Source organism: Akkermansia sp. RCC_12PD, assembly GCF_036417355.1.
Classification (GTDB): domain Bacteria; phylum Verrucomicrobiota; class Verrucomicrobiia; order Verrucomicrobiales; family Akkermansiaceae; genus Akkermansia.
In genome coordinates, this window is sequence record NZ_CP143889.1 from 1,619,415 (window position 1) to 1,641,807 (window position 22,393).

General features: G+C 59.2%; 15 protein-coding genes and 1 tRNA gene. 7 read left to right on the forward strand and 9 right to left on the reverse strand.

Translation table 11 applies throughout. From position 1 onward, the window contains the following. Positions 1-176: 176 nt before the first annotated feature. The 4 genes from V3C20_RS06795 (at position 177) to hflX (ending at position 5,891) form a co-directional block, all read left to right on the forward strand. Positions 177-1,559, forward strand: coding sequence for an ROK family protein (locus V3C20_RS06795; protein WP_130083267.1), 1,383 nt, complete (start codon positions 177-179; stop codon positions 1,557-1,559). 168 nt (positions 1,560-1,727) lie between these two features. Further along, positions 1,728-4,313 (forward strand): serine/threonine-protein kinase, encoded by a 2,586-nt coding sequence (locus V3C20_RS06800; RefSeq protein WP_161981227.1) that lies wholly within the window; start codon positions 1,728-1,730, stop codon positions 4,311-4,313. 110 nt (positions 4,314-4,423) lie between these two features. Continuing rightward, positions 4,424-4,555 (forward strand): hypothetical protein, encoded by a 132-nt coding sequence (locus V3C20_RS06805; RefSeq protein ID WP_275124779.1) that lies wholly within the window; start codon positions 4,424-4,426, stop codon positions 4,553-4,555. 10 nt (positions 4,556-4,565) lie between these two features. Continuing rightward, positions 4,566-5,891, forward strand: a complete 1,326-nt coding sequence (hflX, locus tag V3C20_RS06810; protein ID WP_130083265.1) for a GTPase HflX — start codon at positions 4,566-4,568, stop codon at positions 5,889-5,891. A gap of 236 nt (positions 5,892-6,127) precedes the next feature. On the opposite strand, the gene V3C20_RS06815 is transcribed toward hflX, so the two are convergent. The 3 genes from V3C20_RS06815 to V3C20_RS06825 form a co-directional block, all read right to left on the reverse strand. Next, complete coding sequence (locus V3C20_RS06815; protein ID WP_149873798.1) at positions 6,128-6,706, reverse strand: Maf family protein; 579 nt, start codon at positions 6,704-6,706, stop codon at positions 6,128-6,130. A 7-nt stretch (positions 6,707-6,713) separates the two neighbouring features. Beyond that, positions 6,714-8,288, reverse strand: coding sequence for a pyridoxal-phosphate dependent enzyme (locus V3C20_RS06820; RefSeq protein ID WP_238623783.1), 1,575 nt, complete (start codon positions 8,286-8,288; stop codon positions 6,714-6,716). Positions 8,289-8,494: 206 nt separating this feature from the next. Next, positions 8,495-8,572, reverse strand: a tRNA-Asp gene (locus tag V3C20_RS06825). A 373-nt stretch (positions 8,573-8,945) separates the two neighbouring features. Between V3C20_RS06825 and V3C20_RS06830 the strand changes: the two genes are divergently transcribed. After that, the gene (locus V3C20_RS06830; protein ID WP_330935336.1) at positions 8,946-15,866 is read left to right on the forward strand and encodes an autotransporter domain-containing protein; all 6,921 of its coding nucleotides are present in this window, start codon (positions 8,946-8,948) and stop codon (positions 15,864-15,866) included. 244 nt (positions 15,867-16,110) lie between these two features. Here the strand turns inward: V3C20_RS06830 and V3C20_RS06835 are convergent, their stop codons facing one another. Continuing rightward, positions 16,111-16,680 (reverse strand): YdeI/OmpD-associated family protein, encoded by a 570-nt coding sequence (locus tag V3C20_RS06835; protein WP_130083261.1) that lies wholly within the window; start codon positions 16,678-16,680, stop codon positions 16,111-16,113. Positions 16,681-16,907: 227 nt separating this feature from the next. On the opposite strand from V3C20_RS06835, the gene V3C20_RS06840 reads away from it, so the two are divergent. Beyond that, on the forward strand, positions 16,908-17,654 hold the full coding sequence (locus tag V3C20_RS06840; RefSeq protein WP_130083260.1) for a L,D-transpeptidase family protein: 747 nt from the start codon (positions 16,908-16,910) through the stop codon (positions 17,652-17,654). Positions 17,655-17,919: 265 nt separating this feature from the next. Here the strand turns inward: V3C20_RS06840 and V3C20_RS06845 are convergent, their stop codons facing one another. After that, entirely contained in the window at positions 17,920-18,801 is an 882-nt protein-coding gene (locus tag V3C20_RS06845) for a diaminopimelate dehydrogenase (RefSeq protein ID WP_130083259.1), read from the reverse strand. A gap of 207 nt (positions 18,802-19,008) precedes the next feature. Here V3C20_RS06845 and V3C20_RS06850 point away from each other — a divergent pair, with 207 nt between their 5' ends. Continuing rightward, the gene (locus V3C20_RS06850; RefSeq protein WP_082770106.1) at positions 19,009-19,152 is read left to right on the forward strand and encodes an entericidin; all 144 of its coding nucleotides are present in this window, start codon (positions 19,009-19,011) and stop codon (positions 19,150-19,152) included. A gap of 158 nt (positions 19,153-19,310) precedes the next feature. Here the strand turns inward: V3C20_RS06850 and V3C20_RS06855 are convergent, their stop codons facing one another. From V3C20_RS06855 to V3C20_RS06870, 4 genes are all read right to left on the reverse strand, one after another. Beyond that, complete coding sequence (locus V3C20_RS06855; protein WP_130083258.1) at positions 19,311-19,460, reverse strand: entericidin; 150 nt, start codon at positions 19,458-19,460, stop codon at positions 19,311-19,313. Positions 19,461-19,664: 204 nt separating this feature from the next. Then, a complete protein-coding gene (locus V3C20_RS06860; protein ID WP_130083257.1) occupies positions 19,665-20,267 on the reverse strand; it encodes a DUF4126 domain-containing protein in 603 nt (200 codons plus the stop codon). Between the two features lie 7 nt (positions 20,268-20,274). Further along, positions 20,275-21,780, reverse strand: a complete 1,506-nt coding sequence (locus V3C20_RS06865; RefSeq protein ID WP_130083256.1) for a flotillin family protein — start codon at positions 21,778-21,780, stop codon at positions 20,275-20,277. A 33-nt stretch (positions 21,781-21,813) separates the two neighbouring features. Next, complete coding sequence (locus V3C20_RS06870) at positions 21,814-22,347, reverse strand: hypothetical protein (RefSeq protein ID WP_130083255.1); 534 nt, start codon at positions 22,345-22,347, stop codon at positions 21,814-21,816. Positions 22,348-22,393 lie beyond the last annotated feature (46 nt).

Genomic DNA, 22,393 nt, shown 5'->3' on the forward strand with positions numbered 1-22,393 from the left:
GTGCCCGGCAAGGCGGGCACGCCCAAGGAAAGGTACATGTTTCTTTAGTGGAAATATGGCGATTTGCCAGAAGAAAGTGAGCTATCGCTCCGCGTTCCTGAAAAAAAATCATTCGGAAGGTAATGAATACTTTTCAAGGAAAAGCGGGTATGCTACGTTCGCAACGGATTATTGCCATGAATATTCAACCCAAAATCACGCCCGTGCTGGACCCCGGCTTCGTGCCGGCCGTTCTTTGGAATCAAGCATTTGAAGCCAAAGCTGCTGCCGATCCCGCCTCCCATCAAGTGGATATCGCCCTGACCCGCAATGACGGGACCTGCTTCCGCTGGTCCGGCAAGCTTCTCCCGCATACCGGAGAAAACGTTGCCCTGAATGAAACTTATGTGGAACGCATCGTGAAATTCCTGCTGTGGCAGAAGGGCGGCAACATCATCCTTGTCGCCGGCGATGATGCCATTGCGGACATGCTGGCTTCCCGTTACTGCAAGGGTGGCATCCGTGAATTTGACTGGGATTTCATCGGCAAGAAGATTTACGGTTCCCCGATCGAAGTGAAGAAGGTATCCGTGGACGAACTGCCTGAGGAATATTCCGGTTCCATGACATTGGGCCGCAATCTGGACGGCTACCGCATCGGCTTTGACCTGGGCGGCTCCGACCGCAAGTGTGCCGCCGTGGTCAACGGGGAAGTAGTCTTCTCCGAGGAAGTTGTGTGGGATCCGTATTTCCAGAAGGACCCGCAGTACCATATCGAAGGCATCCAGGACTCCCTAGAACGTGCCGCTGCCCATCTTCCGCGTGTGGACGCCATCGGCGGTTCCTCCGCCGGCGTCATCATCAACAGTGAGGTGCGCACTTCCTCCCTCTTCCGCGGCGTCAGCCAGGAGGACATTGAAAAGACCCTCGGCAAGGTGTTCCGCACTCTGCAGAAGGAAAAATGGAACAATATTCCCTTTGAAGTGGTGAACGACGGTGAAGTGACCGCCCTCGCCGGAGCCATGGGCATGAACGACAACGCCGTGCTCGGCGTCGCCATGGGCACTTCCGAAGCCGCCGGCTACGTGGACCCGGAAGGCCACATCAAGCCCTGGTTGAACGAACTCGCCTTCGCCCCCGTGGATTATTCCGAAGAAGGCGGCGTGGACGAATGGTCCAAGGACATGGGAGTGGGCGCCCTCTACTTCTCCCAGCAGGCCGTGGCCCGTCTGGCCCCTCGCGCCGGATTCCAGTTTGAAGGCATGCCCTTCCCGGAACAGCTCAAGAAGGTGCAGGCCGCCATGGCCGAAGGCGACGAACGCGCCCGCAAGATCTATGAAACCATCGGCGTGCACTTCGGCTATGCCATCGCGCATTACGCCAGGTTCTACGACATCCGCAACCTGCTCTTCCTGGGCCGTGTGGCTTCCGGAGACGGCGGGCAGATCATCATTGACAAGGCAGAAGAAGTGCTGCGCACCGAATTCCCGCAGTTGAAGATCCAGCTGCGCGTGCCGGATGAAAAAACCAAGCGCCACGGGCAGGCCGTAGCGGCGGCCTCTCTGCCGGCTATTTCCTGACAAACGGATGGAATTTTACAGGAGGGACCCGGACAGGGTCCCTCCTTGCCATCCATCTACGGAGCATGCGTCCCCGGGCCGGTTTTTCCGGCTGCTTAAAAAACAAAGAAGGATATGGAGAGGACGCCTCCGTTTTTCCATTTTTTTTCCGCAGCCGGCTGTGCTTTCATGAATTCCCAGCAAGACAACATCATCAATTGTCCGGAGTGCGGACAGGCCATGGACATTTCCCTGCTGCCTCCCTATGCCAATGCCGTCTGCCCCGCCTGCGGAGCCCTGACCCGCGTCAAGACGCGCATGGGGCCTTACAGAATCACCGGGAAGCTGGGAAAAGGCGGCATGAGCGTGGTTTTCCGTGCGGAAGATACCGTCCTGGGACGTGAAGTGGCCCTAAAGGTGTTGAATGAAACGTATGCGGGGGATGCCGTCCGCAGCGAACGATTTGAAAGGGAGGCCCAGATCATGGCCAGGGTATCCCATGAAAACCTGGTGCAGATTTATGCCGTGGGGCATGACCAGGGGCTTTTTTACATTGCCATGGAATTGGTGGAGGGCAGTGGTCTGGATTCCCTGATTACGGCGGAGGAACGCGTGCCGGAAGACAAGGTGCTGTCCATAGCCCTGGATATCGTGCGCGGCCTGGATGCCGCCTGGAATGCGGGCCTCATGCACCGGGACATCAAGCCCGCCAACGTTCTCCAGGCCCCGGACGGGGAAGCCAAGATCGTGGATTTCGGCCTCTCCCTGCTGCACAGCGAGTCCGACATGGAGCGGGAAATATGGGTGACGCCCTATTACGCCGCTCCGGAAACCCTGCTGCGCGGAGATGAAGATTTCCGCACGGACATGTACGCGCTGGGAGCTACCATGTACCATATGCTGGTGGGTTCTCCGCCCCGGGTGGATGCCTCCCAGTCGTCCGACATCCTGCTGGAGAGCAAGAAAAACCTTCCTTCGCTGGACCGATTGGTGAACGATATTTCCCCGCTGACCTGTTTCATCGTGGACAAGCTGATGGCTTTCAACAAGGAAGGCCGCTTCTCGTCTTACCCGGAACTGATGGCCGCTGTGGCACAGGCCCAGGAGGAATATTCCCGGGGCATGCAGGAATCTGGCCTGACTTGGGCGGAACGGCGTGCCGCTGATGCCCGGTGCGCCCGGCGCAGGAAACACCGCTTGGGGTTCATTCTGTCTCTCGCCTTCCTGGCTGTTTTGGCGTTGGGAACGTGGGGGGTCGTCTCCTGGCGCAAAGCCGCAAATGCCGCATCCGCGGCCGTTCCCCCGGTTCAGCCTCCTACGGCGGGAGCGGGAACTACTGCGGAGGATAACGCGGCCGTGGAATCCAGGCTGGAGCGGAGCATCCGCTTCGGCAATCTGTTCAATGAAGCCCAGAAAGCCCTGAACCGGGGGGATCTGGTGAAGGCTGCCGCCATGTTCGGAGATCTGGCGGATCAGCCGGACTGTCCGCTTTCCACAGCCGTTTGGGCGGGGGTGAACCAGGTGTTGTGCATGTGGACGCGCGGCCAGTTTCCGGAAGGGGTTGTGCGGCTGGAAGAGCTGGGCAAAAAGGTGCGGGACTGCAAAGACCCCGTGGAACTGGAACGCTCCCGGGATATCAGCGACCTGGTCGCGTACCTGGGCGCAAAAGACCGGAATTCCAGAATGCCCGGCCTGCGGAGCAATTCCGACCTGGCCGTGCATTATTATGCGGGAATGGCGCTCAAATGCTGGTACCTCGGCGGCATGTGGCCTGAATACGGGGCATTCCGGGATCTCATTGCCGGGGAAACCGCTGACGACAGGGACCGGAGCGTGCGGGAGCTGGCTTCTGCGTGGCTCAGCAACCTGAAGGAATATACCGGGCAGTATGAACGCCTGAAACAGGTGAAGGACATGCCGGAAAAATCGGTCGCGGAAGTAGAAGCCAAACGGTTTGCAGCAGACTTTCTCCGTGAACAAATGATGACGGGGGAGATTCCCTCCCTGCCTCCCTCCTATGCCGCGCTGGAAGGGATTCTGGATCATCTCCGGATGCAGTACCAGAAGGCCAGGGACTGGGAGGCCGCGGAAGCCATTCGTCTGGCTGAACTCAAGGAGAAACAGGAGCGGAAAAAAGCGTTGGAAGAGGCTGCCCGGCAGGAAGCTCTGCGCGCCGCGCAGTCCCGCAGCTATGACGATATTTGCCGTGAAGCGGCCGGCATCATGGAAAAAACGGGGGATTATGAACAGGTTTCCGCCCTCTATCGTGATGCGGAAGCGGTGGTTTCTTCCCCAGTCGTGAAAAGCAAGCTGGCCGCCCGGCGGGAAATGACGGACCGGATGAAGCCGCTGTTCTCCCGCCTGGAAAAGATTCTGCCTGAAATGCTGGAAAAGAAGCCGTGGAAGCCGCTCGTGCTGAAAAACGGGGACAAGGCCCGCGTGACGGGCATGGAGGGGCATTTGCTCACGGTAGAGCCATTGGAAAGCAGGGAAGGCAGTGATGCCTATAAGGCCAGCTGGGATGACGTGGCTTTCAATTCCCTGTATGTACTGGCGCGGGAATGCCGTCAGAAAAAGCCGGCGGAATTCACTCCTGTAGCGGATACGTACTCCAAGCCCCTTCTTATTTTCGGGAGCCTTACGCAGACCATTTCCCTCACCCAGCAGGAAAATGCCCTGCTTCAGATGGAACGGTCCTTCATTGAACAATGGAACCTGTGGATGGCTGCCCTGGATGCGGAGGAAAAGCCTCAGGGGAAAAATGATGAGGAATAGAGACGGTTTGGGAAAAACGTCCGGAAAAGTGATCGCGTCCACAGTTGACCAGGCCGTTTATGCAGTAAAATTTGCTTGATTCCGGAGCTTCGGGCGGGTCTCATGGCCGCATGAGACTGATCAGCTTTTTGACGCTGGCCTGCGTGGCCGGCTTCCTCTCTTCCTGCGGCTGTAATTGCAACCAGTATCCGGAGTCTGCTCTGAAGGATTACAAGCCTACCTCCAGCAAGCAATTCCGTTAACAGATCCCCTATGTTTGAAATCCGCGAAAAGCCGGAAATGGTGGAACGGGCCATGCTCGTTTCCATCTATTTTGATCCTTCCGAAGCCGGGGAAAAGCAGGCCATGCTGGACGAGCTGGAAGACCTTGTCTCCAACCTCGGCATCGGCATAGTGGGCAAGCACCTCGTCAAGTCCCGCGACATGCACGCCAAATTCCTGTGCGGTACGGGGAAGGCTCAGGAGGTGAAGCAGCTTGCCGTGGATTGCGGGGCGGACTGCGTGGTGTTTGACAACATGCTGGCGCCGTCCCAGCAAAGAGAGTGGGAGCGTCTGATTGACGAATGCGTGATTGACCGTGAAGAAGTCATTCTGGACATTTTTGCCAAACGCGCCCGTACGCGTGAAGCCACGCTCCAGGTAGAGCTGGCCCGCATGCAGTACTCCCTGCCGCGCATGGCCCGCATGTGGAGCCACCTGGACCGCCAGGGCGGCGGTTCCGGAGGCGGCAAGGGCGGCGGAGGCGCCGCCAGGGGCGAAGGTGAGAAACAGATTGAAGTGGACCGCCGCCTGGCGCGCGCCAGGATTGAAGCCATCCAGAAGGAACTGGTCATGGTTACCCGGCAGCGCGCCACACAGCGCAAGGAGCGGGAGCGGCAGGCCGTGGCTACGGCCGCAATCGTGGGGTACACCAACGCGGGCAAATCGTCCCTGCTTTCCCTGGTGTCCGGCTCGGAAGTCATGGCCAGGGACATGCTCTTCGCCACGCTGGATACCACGACGCGGAAGATAGAACTGCCCAATGGACAGCCTTTGCTGCTGACGGATACGGTCGGCTTCATCCGCAACCTGCCCCACCGGCTGGTGGAGGCGTTCAAGTCAACGTTGGAAGAAGCCGTTCTGGCGGATTTCCTGGTTCAGGTGGTGGACGCGTCCGATCCGGAAGCCGTGCGCCACTACGAAACCACGCTGGAAGTGCTCGCGGAACTGGGCGCGGGGGACAAACCCATGATCGTGGTTCTGAACAAGCTGGACCTGGTGCCGGAGGAGGAGCGGGCCGCGTTGACGGAGCGCCTGGCTCCCCATTTCAACGGAAGCCTGGTGTGCATGTCCGTACGGGAAGAAAAGGGGACGGAAGACCTGCTGCGCGCCTGCGTGGAAATGCTGGAAAGCCGTGTCCGGCGCGCCCGGTTCCTGATTCCCTATACGAGGAGCGATCTGGCGGCCGCCATGCACAGCGAAGGCATGGTGATTTCCACGGAATATGTGGAGGAAGGCGCCCTGGTGGAAGCCGTTCTGCCCGTGGCCTTTTACAACAAGGTAAGCCAGTTTCTGGCGGAACCTTCCTGCGAAGAATGAGCGGGAAAAGGCTGAAAGCCGGAGACGGGATCAGGAGATGCAGAAAAGCGCGGAGGCGCAGGATTCTTTCACCATGTTCGCGCAAGGCTGTTCCATCCGGAAAGACGGGAATCTTCCGGTTCCGGAATGAAAGGCATACACCGCTGGAGCGAAGGATTTGATACGTGATTTCCGTGCCGCGGAGGCAGAAAAGACAGCCATGCTTCTGCTGAGATGCTTCCGGAAGCCTGTCTTGTTCAATATCCCCAGGAACGCAAGCAATTTATCACTTCCGCCACCGGCAGACCAATCACATTATCCGTATCTCCGCGCGTGGAGGAGATGATCATGTCCCCATGTTCCTGGAAGGCATAGGCTCCGGCCTTGTCCATCACATGAACCAGTCCCATGTAGCGGCGGATGTCTGCGTCAGACAATTCCCGGAAGGTGACTTCCGTCAGGACGGCAATGTCCTTCATGCCCAGCGGAGACTGCATGGAGACCGCCGTGCACACGTGGTGCGTGCGTCCGGAAAGCATCCGCAGCATGGCGCGGGCGTCTTCCGTATCAAGAGGCTTGCCCAGGGGAATGCCATCCAGAAAAACGAGTGTATCCGCGCCGATGACAGTAGCCTGGGGGTATTCCCGGAAGACGGCCGCCGCCTTGGCTGCAGCATTATGCAGGCACAAATCCTGCGGTGGCATGGAGGCATCCTTCAACTCGTCCGTTTCCCGGACGACAGTGGAAAAATCCACCCCTGCCTCTGTCAGCAGATCTTTCCGCCGCGGGGACTGGGAAGCCAGAATGATGGGGGGAAGCATGGGAGGAATGAACAAACTCCTGTCAGTGGTTGCTAATGCCTGTGCTGATATTCAGGCTGCCCTTTCCCATGATCCGGTGGAAGGCTTCCGGAGAAATCTCCCGGATGGAACGGATGATGTTCCGCGTGAATCCGGCCATGCGCTTCCGGATGGTTTCCCGGTCCTCTGCGGATTCAAACTCCATGCCTACCAGGGCGCGTCCTACGCGTTCCCCGGTGTAAGTGTAATTGAAGTAGCATAGGGAAGCCAGGTCCGCGATGCGTTCCATGAAATCCAGGAAGGCTCCGGCGCGTTCGGGAAACTCAATATGAACAAACAGGGGGTGTTCGCACAACTCCGCCTGATAATGGATCATGCGGAAGCGCACGTCGTCGTCTTCACTGATGTCTTCGAACTCAATGCCCTTCTTTTTCAGAGTAGTGCGGATGGTATCCAGATCTTCGTCGGAAGCGGCGATGCCGAACACGGGGTACTGTGTATCTCCCTCCGTTTTGCCGTATTGCACATCCACCAGCGTGGTGGCCGGGGGCATGTGGCGCAGGTACTTGAGTACCTGGCCGCGCTTGGAGGCCATGGAGATGCGCAGATAGCGCGTCTCATGGTTGCCGATTCCCGCCTGGCGGGCGATCTGGGTGAGCTGGGTGAAATCCATGTTGGCTCCGGAAATAACGACGAAGCTCTTTTCATCCGGCCTGACCTGTCCCTCGTTCCACTGTTTCATGAACCCCGCCAGGCTCATGGCTCCGGACGGTTCCGGGACAATGCGGGAAGATTCCCACATGGCCCGGATGGCCTGGCAAACTTCATTGTTGGTAACGGTGACAAACTCGTCGATCAAATCCCGGCACAGCAGATAGGTATGTTCCCCTGGAATATGCACGGCAGTGCCGTCACAGAACACATCCACGTAATCCAGATTCACGCGGTGCCCCTGTTCAATGGAAGTTTTCATGGAGGCCTGGTCCACCCCCTCTACGCCGACTACCTTGATATCCGGCCAGAATTTCTTCAGCCAGCAGGCTACGGAGGCCGCCAGGCCGCCGCCGCCGATGGCCACATAAGCGCGGTCAAAGGGGCCTTCCCCGCTCATCACCACTTCATCCGCCAGCGTTCCCTGGCCGCCCATCGTGACCAGGTCGTCATAGGGGTGGACAAAGGTGCTCCCGTGCGTTTCCGCGTATTCATGGGCTGCGGCAGCCGTCTCGTCATAGCAGTCGCCGTGAAGGATGATTTCCACGTGGCTGCCGCCGTGGCGGCGCACTTCCGTCTGCTTCACTTCCGGGGTGGAGCGCGGCATGAAAATGGTGGCCCGGCAATTCAGGACGCTTGCCGCCAGGGCTACCCCCTGCGCATGGTTGCCTGCGGATGCCGCCACGATTCCCTTGTCCCTGGCTTCCTGGCTCAGGGCCGCCATGCAATTGTATGCTCCGCGCCATTTGTAGGCGCGGATGGGGCCCAGGTCCTCCCGCTTGGCATATACCGGGGCCTGGATGGACGGCAGATTCAATTTCTGGAGAGGAGTAGGTTCGCCTACGGCATAAACCCGTCGGCGGGCTTGAAGGATTTCCTCAAAGAGGCGGTCCGAAAGTGTGCTCATGATTTGTATTGCTGGAGCCATTCTAGCAAGCCCATGCGTCATTTCCAGTAAAACATGCTTCCCGTAGAATATGCCGGATTGGCAGGAAGTTTTCCATATGCCTGAATTCGGACCGGAAATGTTTTTTCGAAAATGCAGGATGATGGAAAAGCTCCGGAGAAGGCACAAAAAAACCGCCCGGAGGCGGTTGTTTTTGCAATGCAAGGTGGCGAAGCGGACGGGGCTCGAACCCGCGACCTCCAGCGTGACAGGCTGGCGCTCTAACCGAACTGAGCTACCGCTCCATGACCTTGGATTGTCCCGCCTTGCGGCAGGGACGTGGAGGCTTATACAGGCACTTCCTGGGGAATGCAAGACAAGAAATCACTTTTTCCTGCATGCGGGATGCGCCGGATGGGAAAAATGGAAAAAATGCTTGCACGGATTTAAAATCCGGAAATGTTCAGGAATGAGGCAGATAACAATTAAAATATTGATAGTGGCTGTGTTTGAAGGGTAGGCCGCCGCTTTTCCTTTTTTGTACGGTAAGCCGTTCAGTTGTCTTAAAATGCTTGCCATCAAAAATTGTCATTGACTCCGGATTTTAAATCCGTTACTTACTATTAGTAATATAGTCTGGTATATAGATTAATTATTCATTATCAATAAATTACTGTTATGCGTCCACATTTGCCTCTCTCTCTCTTGTCCGCCCTTCTGGCCTGTTTCATTTCTCCTGCATGGTCTGCCTATATCCTGAATGATAACGGAGAAACGACCATTTCCTTTTCCGACGATCAATATACGATTAAGGTCCCGGGCGGAGAGCCTGTGGCGCAGGCCGAATCTCCGGGGATCATTTATTTCACGGATATTACGGCGGCCGGTACTTACGAGGGGGAATATGAGCGCACGCTAAACCTGGAAGGAGGAACGTACGCAGGCGTGCAATTGTGGAATCTTGAAGGAACTGTGGGAACGACTTCTCTCAATGGAACAAACAATTTCATCATCAATATCGGGAGCGGAACTTCCTTCTCTTCAGGTTTTCATTTCTTGAGCTGGTCAAGGGAAACTCGTAATGTGGCGGCGGATATTACACTGAATGTAGACGCAAATGCCGGTACCATTCCGGGATTGTCCATCTTGGGAGACGGTAATAATGCCGCACATAAATTTGTTACGACGGGCACTGTTTCCGTTACCGTGGATGGGGGAAACTGGACGGGGTATCCTAGTATGGGTTTTTGCCTGGCTTTGGGCCTGGAGAGTTTTTTGCATACGGGCAATGTTAATTTTACCGTCAATGGAGGAACTTTTGCAACTGCTGTTTCAGCCGGCTCCGGTCGCGGAGGGGCAGGCCAGGGCTCCACTATTTTAGGGAAAGTTGATCTGGGCATTACAGGTGGAACGTTTAATGACGTTGTGTCCCTGCTGGGGGCGGGCATCATTAATTATGGTAACGAAGAAGAAGGAAAAAGCTACGAGGGCAGACTGAGCATCAGCGGGGGCGTGTTCAATGCCAATATACTGGGGCTTGGGAAAGGCAATGAAATCTCCGTCAAGCAGAACGCGGCGGTCTTCCTGGATATCAGCGGAGGAACCTTTAATGAAAACGTATTTGCGCAGGGGGCTACCACTACTATTACAGGCGGCACGTTTGCAGAAGGGAAGAAGCTGTTTGCAGGTAGCATGGTCAACAGGTCCACCCATAATCTGACCTCCACCAATATGACCCTGGATCTTGGAGGCAGCTCCACAGCGACCATGATTGCCGGGGGAACCTGGGTGGAAACGGCGGACAGTACGGTCAACATCACCGGTTCTACCAATCTGACTATTAAATCGGGGACGTACACGGGCCAGATCTGGGGCGGCTCGGTCGTCAACGGGACCGGGACCTCCACCATCAATGCCAATATCGGCACCGCCAATGTGACGATCGAGGGAGGGAGCTTCCGGGGGGCGCAGATTTCGGCAGGTTCCTATGTGGAACGGGGGAATACCACATCCAAACTGACTATCGGGGAAGCCAACCTGACCATCAGGGGAGGGGCCTTTACGGACACGGCCATCTATGCCGGTGGCCAGAAGACGGGCAGCACGGGCCACGAAACGACGCTTGCCAACGTGACCATTGAAGGCAACACGGCCACTTTTGAGGGCACTACGGCCATCTCCGGGCAGGGCCAGGGGGATGTGGTGACCCGCAGTGTGCTCAACCTCAACGGGGTGACAAAGTCAGACATGTTTGCCACGGCGGCGGTGACCGGTTTTGACGAGATCTCTGCAGGCGCGGGGACGGACGCGGTGATTGCCAACGCGACGGTACTGGACGGCCGCAGCGCCTTTACCAAGAGCGGAGAGGGCAAGCTGACGCTCTCCACGGCCACGGGCTATGACAACGCTCTGACGGTCTCAGGCGGGGAACTCCACTTCGGATTGGCGGATGGCGTAACTTTCGGCAACTCCATCACGATGGGCGGCGGGGCGCGTCTCTCCTCGGCGGGCAACATGACCCTCTCCCAGGCCTCCGGCCTGACGCTGGACCTGACGGGGCTGACTTCCTCCAGCGCTCCCCTCATCCAGTCGGGCGGCACGCTCTCCTTCAATGAGGCCGGCACGCTCACGCTGACCATCAACGGTGTGGACCAGACGATGGAAAACGACTACAAGCTGATCACGGCCGACAGCTTCGGCACGCTGACGGCCAACAATTTCCTATTTGATTCCAGCGCTCTTTCCGCCGATTACACGTATGCGCTGGAACTTACAGGCAACACGCTCTACCTGCGCGTCAAGGCGCTGGGAGAAGCCCTCAACTGGAACGGTGGAACGGCGGGCACCTGGGTGGCTGATGGAGGCGAGGACATCTGGCTCAACAAGGACAGTGAGGCCGTGACCTACGACAGCACGCTGGCGGCCAGCTTTGAAAACCTGTCTGGAGTGGCCACCTCTGCGGTCACCCTCAGCGGAGAAATCAGCTCGCCGCGCATCACGGTCAACAACACGCAAGGGGAGCTGGGAACCGCCTACACTTTCTCGGGAGACGGAGCCATTGTGGACGGTGAGGGAGGAACCACGGAACTGGTCAAGCGCGGCACGGGCGAGCTAACCATTGAAAACACGGGTACCAACACCTTCTCGGGAGGCACAACGCTCATGGAAGGTACCCTCAACCTCAATGCGGCCCAGGGTCTGGGCACGGGAACGGTAACGCTGTCCGGGGGAACGCTGGTGCTCAACACGACGGGAACGGCAGACGGCACGACGGGCCTGGTGGCGACCAACAAACTTATTTTTGCCGGAGGCACATTCATGTACGGCACGGGGGCCCTCCAGGACATCTCCGGCCTCATTGACGCGGGCGGCACGGGAGCCGTGCGCATCAACACCAACGGCAACGACATCTCCTGGGCCTCCTACAGCCAGGAACTGGGGAACAAGGCCCTGGTCAAGCTGGGCGACGGAGAGCTGGACATCTCGGTTACTGCCGCGGCTTCCGGCGAAACCGCCTACACGGGAGCCATGACCGTAGATAGAGGCCAGCTTACCTATAACATCACCCTGCCTGCGGGATCTACCTCCACCCGGATCTGGAGCGGAGCCATCTCCATTGCGCAGGGAGCCACTCTGCAATTCAACGAAGCGCGCGCCGTCAACAGGACAACGGTATTTACTCTTTCGGGAGCCATCAGCGGGGCAGGGGAGCTCATTCTGGGCCATACGGAAGGCACCAACCCCGGCGGTGGGCGCTACCAGGTCAGCGGGGATAACACCAGTTTCACGGGCACCTTCAAGCTCGTGGGCAACGGCACCAATACCGACTGGAACGAAGTGGGCTTCTCCAATGCGGAGGCGGTGGGAGGAGCCAGCCTGGAACTTGACGGGCGGGGCTTCTTCGTAAACGGCAACGTCACCGTAGGGGCCGACATCCACGTCACCGCGGCCGGGAGCTGGCTCAACGGCAACTCCAACCAGACGCTTACTCTGTCAGGGGATCTGACGAGTGAAGCCGGGGCCAACTTCGGCCTGCCTGCGGGCGCCGGCGTCAATCCCACGATGACGGCCATCTTCACGGGCGATCTCACCGGCTTTACAGGCACTCTGCACTCCGGTCAGGGAAATGCGATCCTCTCCTTCGGCGCGGGTGACGCGGCCGCCACACAGGCAAGCGGGGAATTCCTGAAAGCCGTCTCCCTGGGGGGGGCTGGCACCTACCGCGTCAACTACAGCGGCACGGGCAAAGATCTTCTTTATGCGGGCAACATCATCGACACGGCCAGGCTCAACGTCCAGGGAAGCGACAAGCTCATCCTGACCGGGGCGAACACGTCCACGGGAGAACTCTCCATTGCCCAGAACTCCTCCGTCCAGCTGGGCGACGGAACCGGTGACAACGCCGCCTGGGCCGGAACCATTAGCGGAGCGGGCAGCCTGGTAGTCAACACCGCGGGCACCTTTGCGGTGGGCGACAGGGCCAACAACCTGACCGGCACGCTCACGCTGGCCAACGGCACGCTCAACCTCTCTGATGCGGCCGCCACCACCAACATCCTCATCCAATCCGGAGCGTTGAGCAATGCCGGTAACTACGCCGGAACGGCCACGAACCGGGTGCGTGTCCAGGCCACTGCCGACTCCGGCAACATTGCCCTCGGGGGGCTGGATGCGAGCAAGCTGGGAACGGTTGCCACCACCACGGCAGGCACGCAGATCACCGGCCTCAAAAACGGCTCCACCTGGACCGTCAGCGGGACGGACAACAAATTGGCCCTGAGCGAGGGCAACATCTCCGGCGACCCGTTCACGGGAGCGGATGCCCTCATCCAATTTAACGGAACGGGAGACAACCTGGGTAGCATCTCCTTTGCAGAAAGCTCCACGCTCACCTTGAACCTTGCCGGCGTCATGGAGAAAATGAAAACGGCGGGCGGCGACCTGGAACTCCTGCTCACCAACGGCGGCTTTGCGCAGGACCTGGGCACGCTCAAGAACCACATCACGGCCGATCCTCTCTTTGCCGCGCTGGGCTTTGGCATCGTGGACGTCAATGGAGGCAGCATCGTCATCTCCGGAGACACGGACCTGGTTTACGTCTCCTCGGTGGACGGCACGGGCAGTGTGGAAAATCCGGTCACCAACCAGGCCCTCAACTTCTATCAGACGGTCATCGTCAACGAGGACCTCTACGTGGAATCCGACGGCACCATGGTCATTAAAAACCTGACTGCGCCGGGAACCAATCCGGGGCAGACGGGCACGGGCAGCCTCATTGTCACCAACACGGCGGACAGCAAGGGAAGCATCGAGCTGCAAAACAACCTCTTCCATGAAGACACGGGGGTGGACACCAGCTTTGCCGGAAACATCGGCGGCCTGGCCGGGGCGGCTGCCAATACGGACCTGGTCAAGACGGGGGCCAACAAGCTCACGCTGGAAGGAACGGTCAGCCTGGCCGGGGACATCATTGCCTGGCAGGGCACTCTCCAGCTCGACGGCACGGCCCATGTGGAAGCCCTGCGGCTTGATTCCACGGATGCGGACTCCCTTGCGGCAATCGGCGTCGGAGGCAGCGTGACGGCCAGGACGTTGTCGTCCGGCACCAACGGCGGCAACCTGGTGATCGATTCCTCCGGGACGCTGACGCTCACGGGAGAGGCCGAAGGCATTGCCAACACGCATATCAGTGGAGAGGGCACGCTTCACCTTGCGGAAGGCGCTTCCCTGGGGCTGGCCGCGGACAGTACGCTTTCCGGCGTAGTGCTGGAGCTGGACGGCTCCCTCAGCCTGGAGGCGGACAGCAGCGCAGGGGGCCTGAAAGGCTCCGGCGCCCTGACGCTCAACGGCCAGACCCTGAATATCCAGGCGGACTCCGGCCGGACGTACACCTTTGAGGGAACGCTTGGGGCCGGCACGCTGGACGTATCCGGCGCGGGCACGCAGGTTCTGCGCAGCTCCGGGGCGGATACGGGCCTGACGATCAGCGGCGGGAACCTGGTTCTCCAGGGCAAGGCGGATGTGGAGGAAGCCCGCCTCTCCTATGGCAAGCTGGTAAACAACGGCAATCTGACCATCCAGGCCAGCGACAACGCGCTGACCGCGCTCAACACCACCCTCACCGTGGACAGCGCCGCCTTTGGCAGCGGCTCGACCACCACCTTCACGCTCAACTCCGACGGAAACCTGGCGGAAAGCTTCATCCAATCCAGCGGCAGCATCGTGGTGGAAAACGGAGCCTCCTTCCACGTCACCACGCTTCCGGGAATCAACATCACCTGGAACCCGGGCAACCCGATGGAACTCTCGCTGATGGAACTCACCGGAACGGGAGACATCACGCTGGGGGACCACACGCTCACGGTAGGCGGCCTCTTCCTCACCTACTACAAAAACGCGCACTTGGTGCATGAAGGCAACAAAATCCTGCTCAAGGCCGAGGAACAAACCGACAACCCCTACGCGACCCTGGTGGACACGGCCAACTCGCTGGCCGGCGCCAACCTCGTCTGGGGAGCGGCGCGTGCCGGACAGGTGGACGAATATCTCACCGGCTTCCTCTCGGCCATCAACGACGACCTGGTCCACAACCCCGGAGCCATCCCGCGCAAAATGGCCGCGGCGGCCGGTTCCACGGTCACCAGCCTCTCCATGGCCCAGAGGGACGCGCTGCGCGACCAGATGAGCTGGCTGCGCAACCGCACCAACCAGATGGGCGTCAACCCCGCCTACATCAACGAAGACCTCCCCTGCTTCCACATGTGGATGCAGGGGACGGGCTCCTACGCCCAGCTGGACACCAGGGGGGATGAAAGCGGCTACAAACTCACCACCTGGGGGGGCACCTTCGGGGTGGACGTGGACCTCAGCGACTCCTTCACGATGGGGGCGGCCTTCACGGCCAACTACGGGGACCTGACGGCCAGCGCGGCGGACACGGCCGACGGCCACCTGGACAGCTACTACGCCAACCTCTTCGGGCGCTACCAAAGCAAGCGCTGGGCCCACACGCTCATCCTGACGGGCGGGTGGAACGATGCCAAACTCAACCGGACGGTGGACTACGGAGCGGGCAGCTACAGGACGCAAGGCAACACCAACGGCTGGGGAATGGGAGCAATGTATGAACTCACCTACGACATCTACCTCAACGAAAACAGGAGCAGCATCCTGCAGCCCCTCTTCAACGCCTCGGTGGTCACCACGCGCATGGACGGCTACCGTGAAACGGGAGCCGGCAGCATGGGGCTTGATGTGGACAAGCAGGAACTGACGACGGGGACACTTGCCTTGGGGGGCCGGTGGATGGGTCTTGTAGGCAGCAACATCTTCGGGAGGGAAGCGCTGGCGGAACTGCGTGTCAACGCGGCCCAGGACCTGGGCGACAGACGCGGGGAAGCCAATGTGGGACTCCTGGGCAACCCGGGCTTGCTGCAGAGGGTGCGCGGAGCCAAAGTCGGCCGCACGGCCGTGCAAATCGGAGCGGGCCTGAGCGTGCCGGTAGGGACGCAGGGAACGGTCTTTGTGGACGGCAACGCGGACATCCGCAACGGAGCCAGCTCGGTAAACGGAAGCATAGGCTACCGCTACGACTTCTAAAAAAGGTTAAGGCGCCAGGGGAGCGGCGGAAACGCCGCCTCTGCTGGAAAAAACCAGGGCCGCTGCGGTTCATCCGCAGCGGCCCTGGCTGTGCAAAGAGGGGGAGGGGAAGGAAATGGACTTAATGGACAAAGTGGACTTAATAGACGGAATGGACCCTATAACCCCTATGAGCCCTATGAGCCCCTAATGAACGAAACAAACTTTGAAGAGAAAAAACAGCTTAAAAAAACTATTCCGTTTTTTATTCTTCTAACAGTCTGCCTCCGTCATGCCATTCTCCGTACATCCTGTTGGCGCGGGTATGTTCCAGAAGCTTTTCCAGGCGGCTTTTAAACAGGTCCGGCTGGTTTTTCTTGATCTGGATGGTATCAATGCGTACATGGCGGTACAGACGCGGGAAGTTCAGAAAGTGGGCGTATGTTTCCGGTTCCCGGCGCAGGGCGTCCAGGATTTCGGAATCTATTTGGAAGGCTTCCGGGGCCATGTCCGGCAGGCAGTCCATCCCCCGCGGCGTCATCAATCCCATTCTGAGCAGGCGGCGGACGCGTTCCTTGTTTAGTTCCGACCACTTGCTTCCTTTGGCCCTCGGAGAAAAACGCTGGGCCAAATGCCCCTCCGGCGTCTTTTTGCGCGTGCTGTCAATCCAGCCGAAGCAGAGGGCCTCCTCCACGGCATCCAGGTAAAGAACGGCGTGCGGAGAGGGTTTGCGGGTGATGGGAATCCAGCAGGATGAGGCGGTGAGATGGTGCTTTTCAAGCCATGCTCTCAATTCTCCGCGCGTAGTGATGGGAAGCAACTGGTCCATGTCCATATCGCATGAGGTGAAGGGGGAGAATCATTCTGAGGCCGTGCACATTTCCGGTGTGTTTTCCCTGGAAAAGGCCGTTGCGGTTATTCCGGCTGTGTAAGCCCGGCTATGGAACAAGTCAATGCCAATCAGGGGGAAAGGAGTGTCTTTTTCTGGGACGGTTTTTACAACATTAAAAGAATCAGTTGTTTTCTCCTTGTAAAAACAGATGGGAAAGCTATACGTGTTTCATGAAGAAAAACGTGCTGCTGACCGGGCTGGGGCTGGTTCTGGCAGTTTGTGCGGTTATGGTTTCCAGGATGGCGTGTGCCAATGATACAGACAGCCGGGCTTCCGCCGCCCGCGAACGGGTAACGCCCGTCCTGAATTCCTTTCTGGGTCCCTGTGGAGCCAGAGTGGGTTCCCCGGTGTTCCTGCGTGCCGTGAAGGAGGATTCCCTGCTGGAACTCTGGGTAAAGCCGGACAAGGGAGAGCGCTACGTACTCGTCAAACGCTATCCCATTGCCGCATGGTCCGGAGAGCTCGGTCCCAAGCAGAAGGAAGGGGACAGACAGACGCCGGAGGGATTTTATGAGGTGGTTCCCACCGGATTGAATCCGCGCAGCAATTACCATTTGTCCTTCAATATCGGTTATCCCAATTCCTACGACCGTTTCCTCAACAGGACGGGAAATCTGATCATGGTGCATGGCAGGGACGTTTCCATCGGATGCCTGGCGATGACGGACCCGGGCATTGAAGAACTTTATACGATGGTGGAACAGGCCCTGGCGGCCGGCCAGAAAAGCGTGCCCGTGCAGATATACCCCTTTGTGCCGACTCCGGCACGGCTGATGCAGGAAAAGGATTCCCCCCATGCGGCATTCTGGTCCCTGCTGGCCCGCGCATGGAACTGGACGGAAAACCGCCACGCCCCGGCTCCGGTGGTGTTCAGGAACGGCAGCCTGGTTTTGGACAGTGACGCCCCATGTTCATGACCTGATGAGGGGCCAAGGAATCCATGAATTGCGGATGAGGCGATTCTTCGGACGGGTGCGGACAAGCTGTTTTAAGGGTGTGTCTGCCAAGCATTGCCCGGGCGCTTCCTGCATGGAATGGCAAATAAAGGCAGAATGGCTCTGCCGGGCTGCCATTTGAAGGAACAAGGGCGGAAAAAAGCCCCGGAACGGCAAGAATCCATTCCGGGGCTATGGAAAGACCGTCTACGCGGAGAAATCTTCTCCATGCAGGGCGCGCCATTCGTTAAACCAGTTGTGCGATCAGTTCTTCGCGGTCGCCCGGCAGGAAGTCCATCGGGGCGATTTCCGGCAATGTGTAGCACCCGGCGCCCAGCTTCATGCTGGCGCGTGCGGAGGCCACCATGACCTGGGCGGTCAGGGCCGGATTGTTGATGCGCATTTCAAATTTGAACATCTGGTTCTGCGTGGTTCCGGAAACGCCCTTGCGCTCCATCAGTACGCCGTGGCCCATGTCCTTCAGCGCGTCGATGTCCGGCACCTGCTGCACGCGGGTGTCATCATGGCTGAAGTAGGAATCGGACTTGATGGCAAGTTCGACGTCGGAAAATTTCGCGCCCTCTTTCAGCACCACGTACACCATGCGGCGGTGGACGCCGGAACCGGTGGGGATGGTGAGGGAAAGGGCGTCTTCCACGCCTTCCTTGGATCGCGCCACCACGCTGTGGCCCATGCTCATGCCGGGGCCGAAGTTGGTGTACGTGATGCCCTTGGGCGCCATGGCCAGCATCATGGAACGCATCACGGAATCGGTGCCCGGATCCCATCCGGCGGAAATGACGGCGACGGAGTCGTGCTTGATGGCCTGGGCGCCCAGGGAGCGGCGCAGGTCCACGATCTTGTCGTGAATGTCGAAGCTGTCCACCGTGTTGATGCCGCGGGCGAGCAGGGGCAGGGCCGTTTCTTCCACGCTGCGGGTGGGGGTGCACAGCAGGGCGACGTCCACGTGCCCCAGCTCTTCAATGTCCGCCACGGTCCTGATGCCGTGAACGGGTTCGCTGCCGGGGCGGCGCACAATGCCGACCAGTTCCATATCGGGAGCGGCGCGCAAGGCGTCCACGGAGTACTTCCCGATGTTGCCGTATCCTACGATGGCTACTTTGATCATCTTGGTAAATGGTATGGTTCAGGGAGCCGGGGGCAGGGTATCTGCCGGAGTGTTTCCCTCCCGTTGACGGCTGTCATTTAAGCTTTGTCTCCGGGGTATGGCAAGAGCGGAGAATGACAGGTGGAGCTGTGCGGCATCATTGTGTGTTATTTGAACGGGAAAGCTCTGGAGGCAGTCTGAATCCTCGGAAACTCTTCCAATGAAATGATGAAAACCAAATTAATTATTTTAGGCGTCGCCACCCTTCTTGGGTGTGTTTCCTGTCATACGATCGGCGGTGTGGGCAGGGATGTGGAATCCGTCGGCAACGATATCAATTCCGCCGCCCGGGCTACAAGCCGTGCCATGTAGGACGGCTAACCGCTGAATATTCAGAAGCCGCTTCTCCGGAAAGGGAGAGGCGGCTCTTTTGCGGAAAAGATGGACCTTTCCGCTTGGATCGCATTCCAGGGGATGTGTGCCGGAACGGGAAGTGTTCCGGAGTGGAGTTCCGAAGGCCGGGAGGCTTTTTACTGCTGCATGGAGCGGCTCGTGGCCTGGGAAGCGCTGTCTATTTTGCTGCCCATGGATTCCACGTCCTTTCCGATGCCGCTGATGGTGTTGCAGGAGGCAAGGCCGAGAGCCGCTGCGGAGGTCAGAAGAATGAGTTTGATGTTCATGGCGGTAGAATGAAATGTTGAAGGCCGCATGTTATCCCGCTTCCGTTTCCTTGTCAATGAGTCGAATGGTTGAAAGGGGGCTGAAGGGAACCGGAACGCGCCTCCCGGTGCTGAAGCTGGGCGGAATGCCGGTTTTCCGGAGGCACGGCGCTCATGGTTTGAGAGGGTTTTCCCCTCCTCCCGGGCGAAACATGGCATTTCGTTTCAGTCCTGAACTTCCACTTTGTCCGGAGTGCCGGCCTGTGCCAGTTTCCTTTTCAGGGAGATGACGAACCTGACCAGCAGGTAAATGGCCGCTCCCAGCAGGAGGACGGCCAGAACGGGCAATATGCAGGCCAGGATGGAGACGAGGGAGGCGGATACCGTTTCCGCCGTGGAGACCGCGGAATTGCCCAGTCCTCCCGTAGCGGCGGAGGCCGCCGCACGAATGGCCGCCATGCTGCCATGAATGACGCCCGCCGCTCCTCCGCCCGCAATGGCGGCCAGTCCCCACTGGAGCATGGGATCCATGTGGCCGATGAATCCGGCGGCCAGGATGGTGCCCGCGATGACGGCGGCGGGCGCTCCCAGTACGTCCAGCGTATTGTCAATGACGGGAAGGTAGTACCCTGCTATTTCCAGCAGAGTGGCTATGGAAAGCGTGATGAGGGCGGGAGTGCCGCCCAGCCATGCGAATTCCGGAGTAACGGTCAGAAAGCCCCCGTGGATGGCGATGGAGGCCACCAGCAGGGGCACGAAGATACGGAAGCCGCAGGCCGCTCCCAGCCCGATGCCGAGCAAAACGCCCATGACGGCTTCCATATTCATCTGAAAATCAGCTTAGTTTGACGGTGGTTTCCGTGGTCCCGGCCTGAACCGTAGCGGCAGGGACTGGGGCGGGAGCAGGGGCTTTTTTCCCGTCCGTGGATTTGCCCAGGAAGGAGGGCAGTTCCAGCCCTACGCTTTTGCCCAGTTCATGCAGGGGCAGCGTGTCTTTCACCAGGTTCTGGACGAATCCGCCCACGGAGGAGTCTCCGCCGTTGCCCATCACGATGACCTTGTCGAATTTCAGGCCCTTGACGGCTCCGGACTGGAGTTCCACGATTCTGGTGAGCTGTTCCGTTACCAGGAGGTTGGAGGCGGCGTCGGAAGAACCGGCTGCCTGTACAATCTGCCGGAAACCGCTGGCCTTCCCGGCCAGCACGGCCTCAATGGCGGCGGCTTCACCGCGGCCCACCATTTCCATGCCTTCCCCTTCCGCCTTTTTCTTGAGCAGGGTGGCCTGGGCCTCGCCCTCTGCAAGCTGGCGGATGGCTTCCGCCTCCGCCTTGCGCTGGATGAGCAGGGCCTGGGCCTTGCCTTCCTGTTCCAGTTTGAGTACTTCCGCAGTGGCCTGGGCCTGTACTTCCCTCTGGCTCTTTTCGATTTGGGCGGATACCAGGATGTTGGCTTCCTGGGTGGCGCGCTCGCGTTCGGCACGCTTCAATTCCGCTTCCTTTTCAGCCTGGTAGGCTTCTTCCAGGGTCTTGGCTTCCTGCACCTTCTGGGCCACTTCCGCCAGCTTTTTGGCTTCCGCCTGCTTCACTTGCAGCTTGGCGGCGGATTCCGCAATCTTGATCTGGGCCTCGTTCTGCCCTTCGATGGCGACGGCGCGGGCGTTCGCCACCTGGACGGTCTGGTCCTTTTCCGCTTCCGCCTTGCCGATTTCACCGCGGCGGGTTTCTTCCGCCACCTTGATGGTGGCGTCATTGATGGCGCGCGCGGCGGCTTCCTTGCCCAGGGCGTTGATGTAGCCGGAGGCGTCCTGGATATCCGTGATGTTGGCGTTGATGAGGTGGAGGCCCACCTTGTGCAGTTCCACGTCCACGCCTTCCGTAATGCCCTTGATGAGTTTTTCGCGGTCGGAGTTGATTTCCTCAATGGTCATGGAGGCGATCACCACACGCATCTGGCCCATGATGATTTCCGCGGCCAGGTTGCGGATTTCCTCCCGGGTGCGGCCCAGCAGGCGGGCGGCGGCATTCTGCATGATTTCCGGCAGGGTGGAGATGCCCACGATGAAGGAGGAGGGAACGTCCACGCGGATGTTCTGGGAGGACAGGGCGCCCTGCAAGGGCACGTCAATGTTGATCGGGTTCAGGTCCAGGTAGCTGTACGACTGGAGCACCGGCAGCACGAAGGTGGAGCCGCCGTGGTAGCATTTGGCGGGCTGTCCCGTGCCCACCTTGCCGAAGACAATGAGGATTTTGTCCGGCGGGCACATGCGGTAGCGGCTGAACAGCCAGGAGGCCGTCAGGATGATGAAGAGAACCAGAATGGCAATGGGTATTATCTTATCCATGGTGTTGTAATATGGGTGGTATGTTTGGGGTTGTTAATGAAGAGGTTTTACGGTGACTATGCCGGCGGCGACGGAAACCACCTCCACTGGCGTTCCGGCCGGAAGCGTTTCCTCCCCCTCCTGAATGGCCGGGAGGTACAGAAGCTGGCTGGGGTGGGCGATCGTTACCTGGCCGCCGCGCTGGCGGCCGCCGGGAATGCTGATGTACACGGAGCCGGTCATGCCCTTGAGGGTTTCATAGTTCAGGGTTCCGTCGGACTTGAGGCTCATGATGAAGCGCATGGATATGCCGATGATCAGGAACATCAGGATGCCCGTGAAAGCGGCGGCGGCTATGGAGGCGGCCATGCCCCAGCCCAGACCCTGGGCCAGCACGCCGCCCCAGCCGAAGCCCAGGAAGAAGCCTATGCCGGATTTGACGGAGAGCAGCCCTACGTCGGCGCCTCCGGAATCCGCGTCAAAGTCCAGGTCATGTTCTCCCAGGCCGAAGAGGGACAGGAGGAACAACAGCGCGCCTATGCCTGTCGCGGCAATGGCGATGATGAAAAAGATGGAGTAATCAGTCATAGGGTGGATTGATTAACAGGAGTATCCATGTTTGCCGCCCGCTTGT

Bases quoted from the DNA above. Each gene is read 5' to 3' on its own strand.
- V3C20_RS06795 (WP_130083267.1), top strand. From the start codon at position 177: ATGAATATTCAACCCAAAATCACGCCCGTGCTGGACCCCGGCTTCGTG.
- V3C20_RS06805 (WP_275124779.1), top strand. From the start codon at position 4,424: ATGAGACTGATCAGCTTTTTGACGCTGGCCTGCGTGGCCGGCTTCCTC.
- V3C20_RS06845 (WP_130083259.1), bottom strand. From the start codon at position 18,801: ATGATCAAAGTAGCCATCGTAGGATACGGCAACATCGGGAAGTACTCC.
- V3C20_RS06865 (WP_130083256.1), bottom strand. From the start codon at position 21,780: ATGGATAAGATAATACCCATTGCCATTCTGGTTCTCTTCATCATCCTG.
- V3C20_RS06840 (WP_130083260.1), top strand. From the start codon at position 16,908: ATGAAGAAAAACGTGCTGCTGACCGGGCTGGGGCTGGTTCTGGCAGTT.
- V3C20_RS06830 (WP_330935336.1), top strand. From the start codon at position 8,946: ATGCGTCCACATTTGCCTCTCTCTCTCTTGTCCGCCCTTCTGGCCTGT.
- V3C20_RS06850 (WP_082770106.1), top strand. From the start codon at position 19,009: ATGAAAACCAAATTAATTATTTTAGGCGTCGCCACCCTTCTTGGGTGT.
- V3C20_RS06820 (WP_238623783.1), bottom strand. From the start codon at position 8,288: ATGAGCACACTTTCGGACCGCCTCTTTGAGGAAATCCTTCAAGCCCGC.
- V3C20_RS06855 (WP_130083258.1), bottom strand. From the start codon at position 19,460: ATGAACATCAAACTCATTCTTCTGACCTCCGCAGCGGCTCTCGGCCTT.
- V3C20_RS06800 (WP_161981227.1), top strand. From the start codon at position 1,728: ATGAATTCCCAGCAAGACAACATCATCAATTGTCCGGAGTGCGGACAG.
- V3C20_RS06870 (WP_130083255.1), bottom strand. From the start codon at position 22,347: ATGACTGATTACTCCATCTTTTTCATCATCGCCATTGCCGCGACAGGC.
- V3C20_RS06835 (WP_130083261.1), bottom strand. From the start codon at position 16,680: ATGGACATGGACCAGTTGCTTCCCATCACTACGCGCGGAGAATTGAGA.
- hflX (WP_130083265.1), top strand. From the start codon at position 4,566: ATGTTTGAAATCCGCGAAAAGCCGGAAATGGTGGAACGGGCCATGCTC.
- V3C20_RS06860 (WP_130083257.1), bottom strand. From the start codon at position 20,267: ATGAATATGGAAGCCGTCATGGGCGTTTTGCTCGGCATCGGGCTGGGA.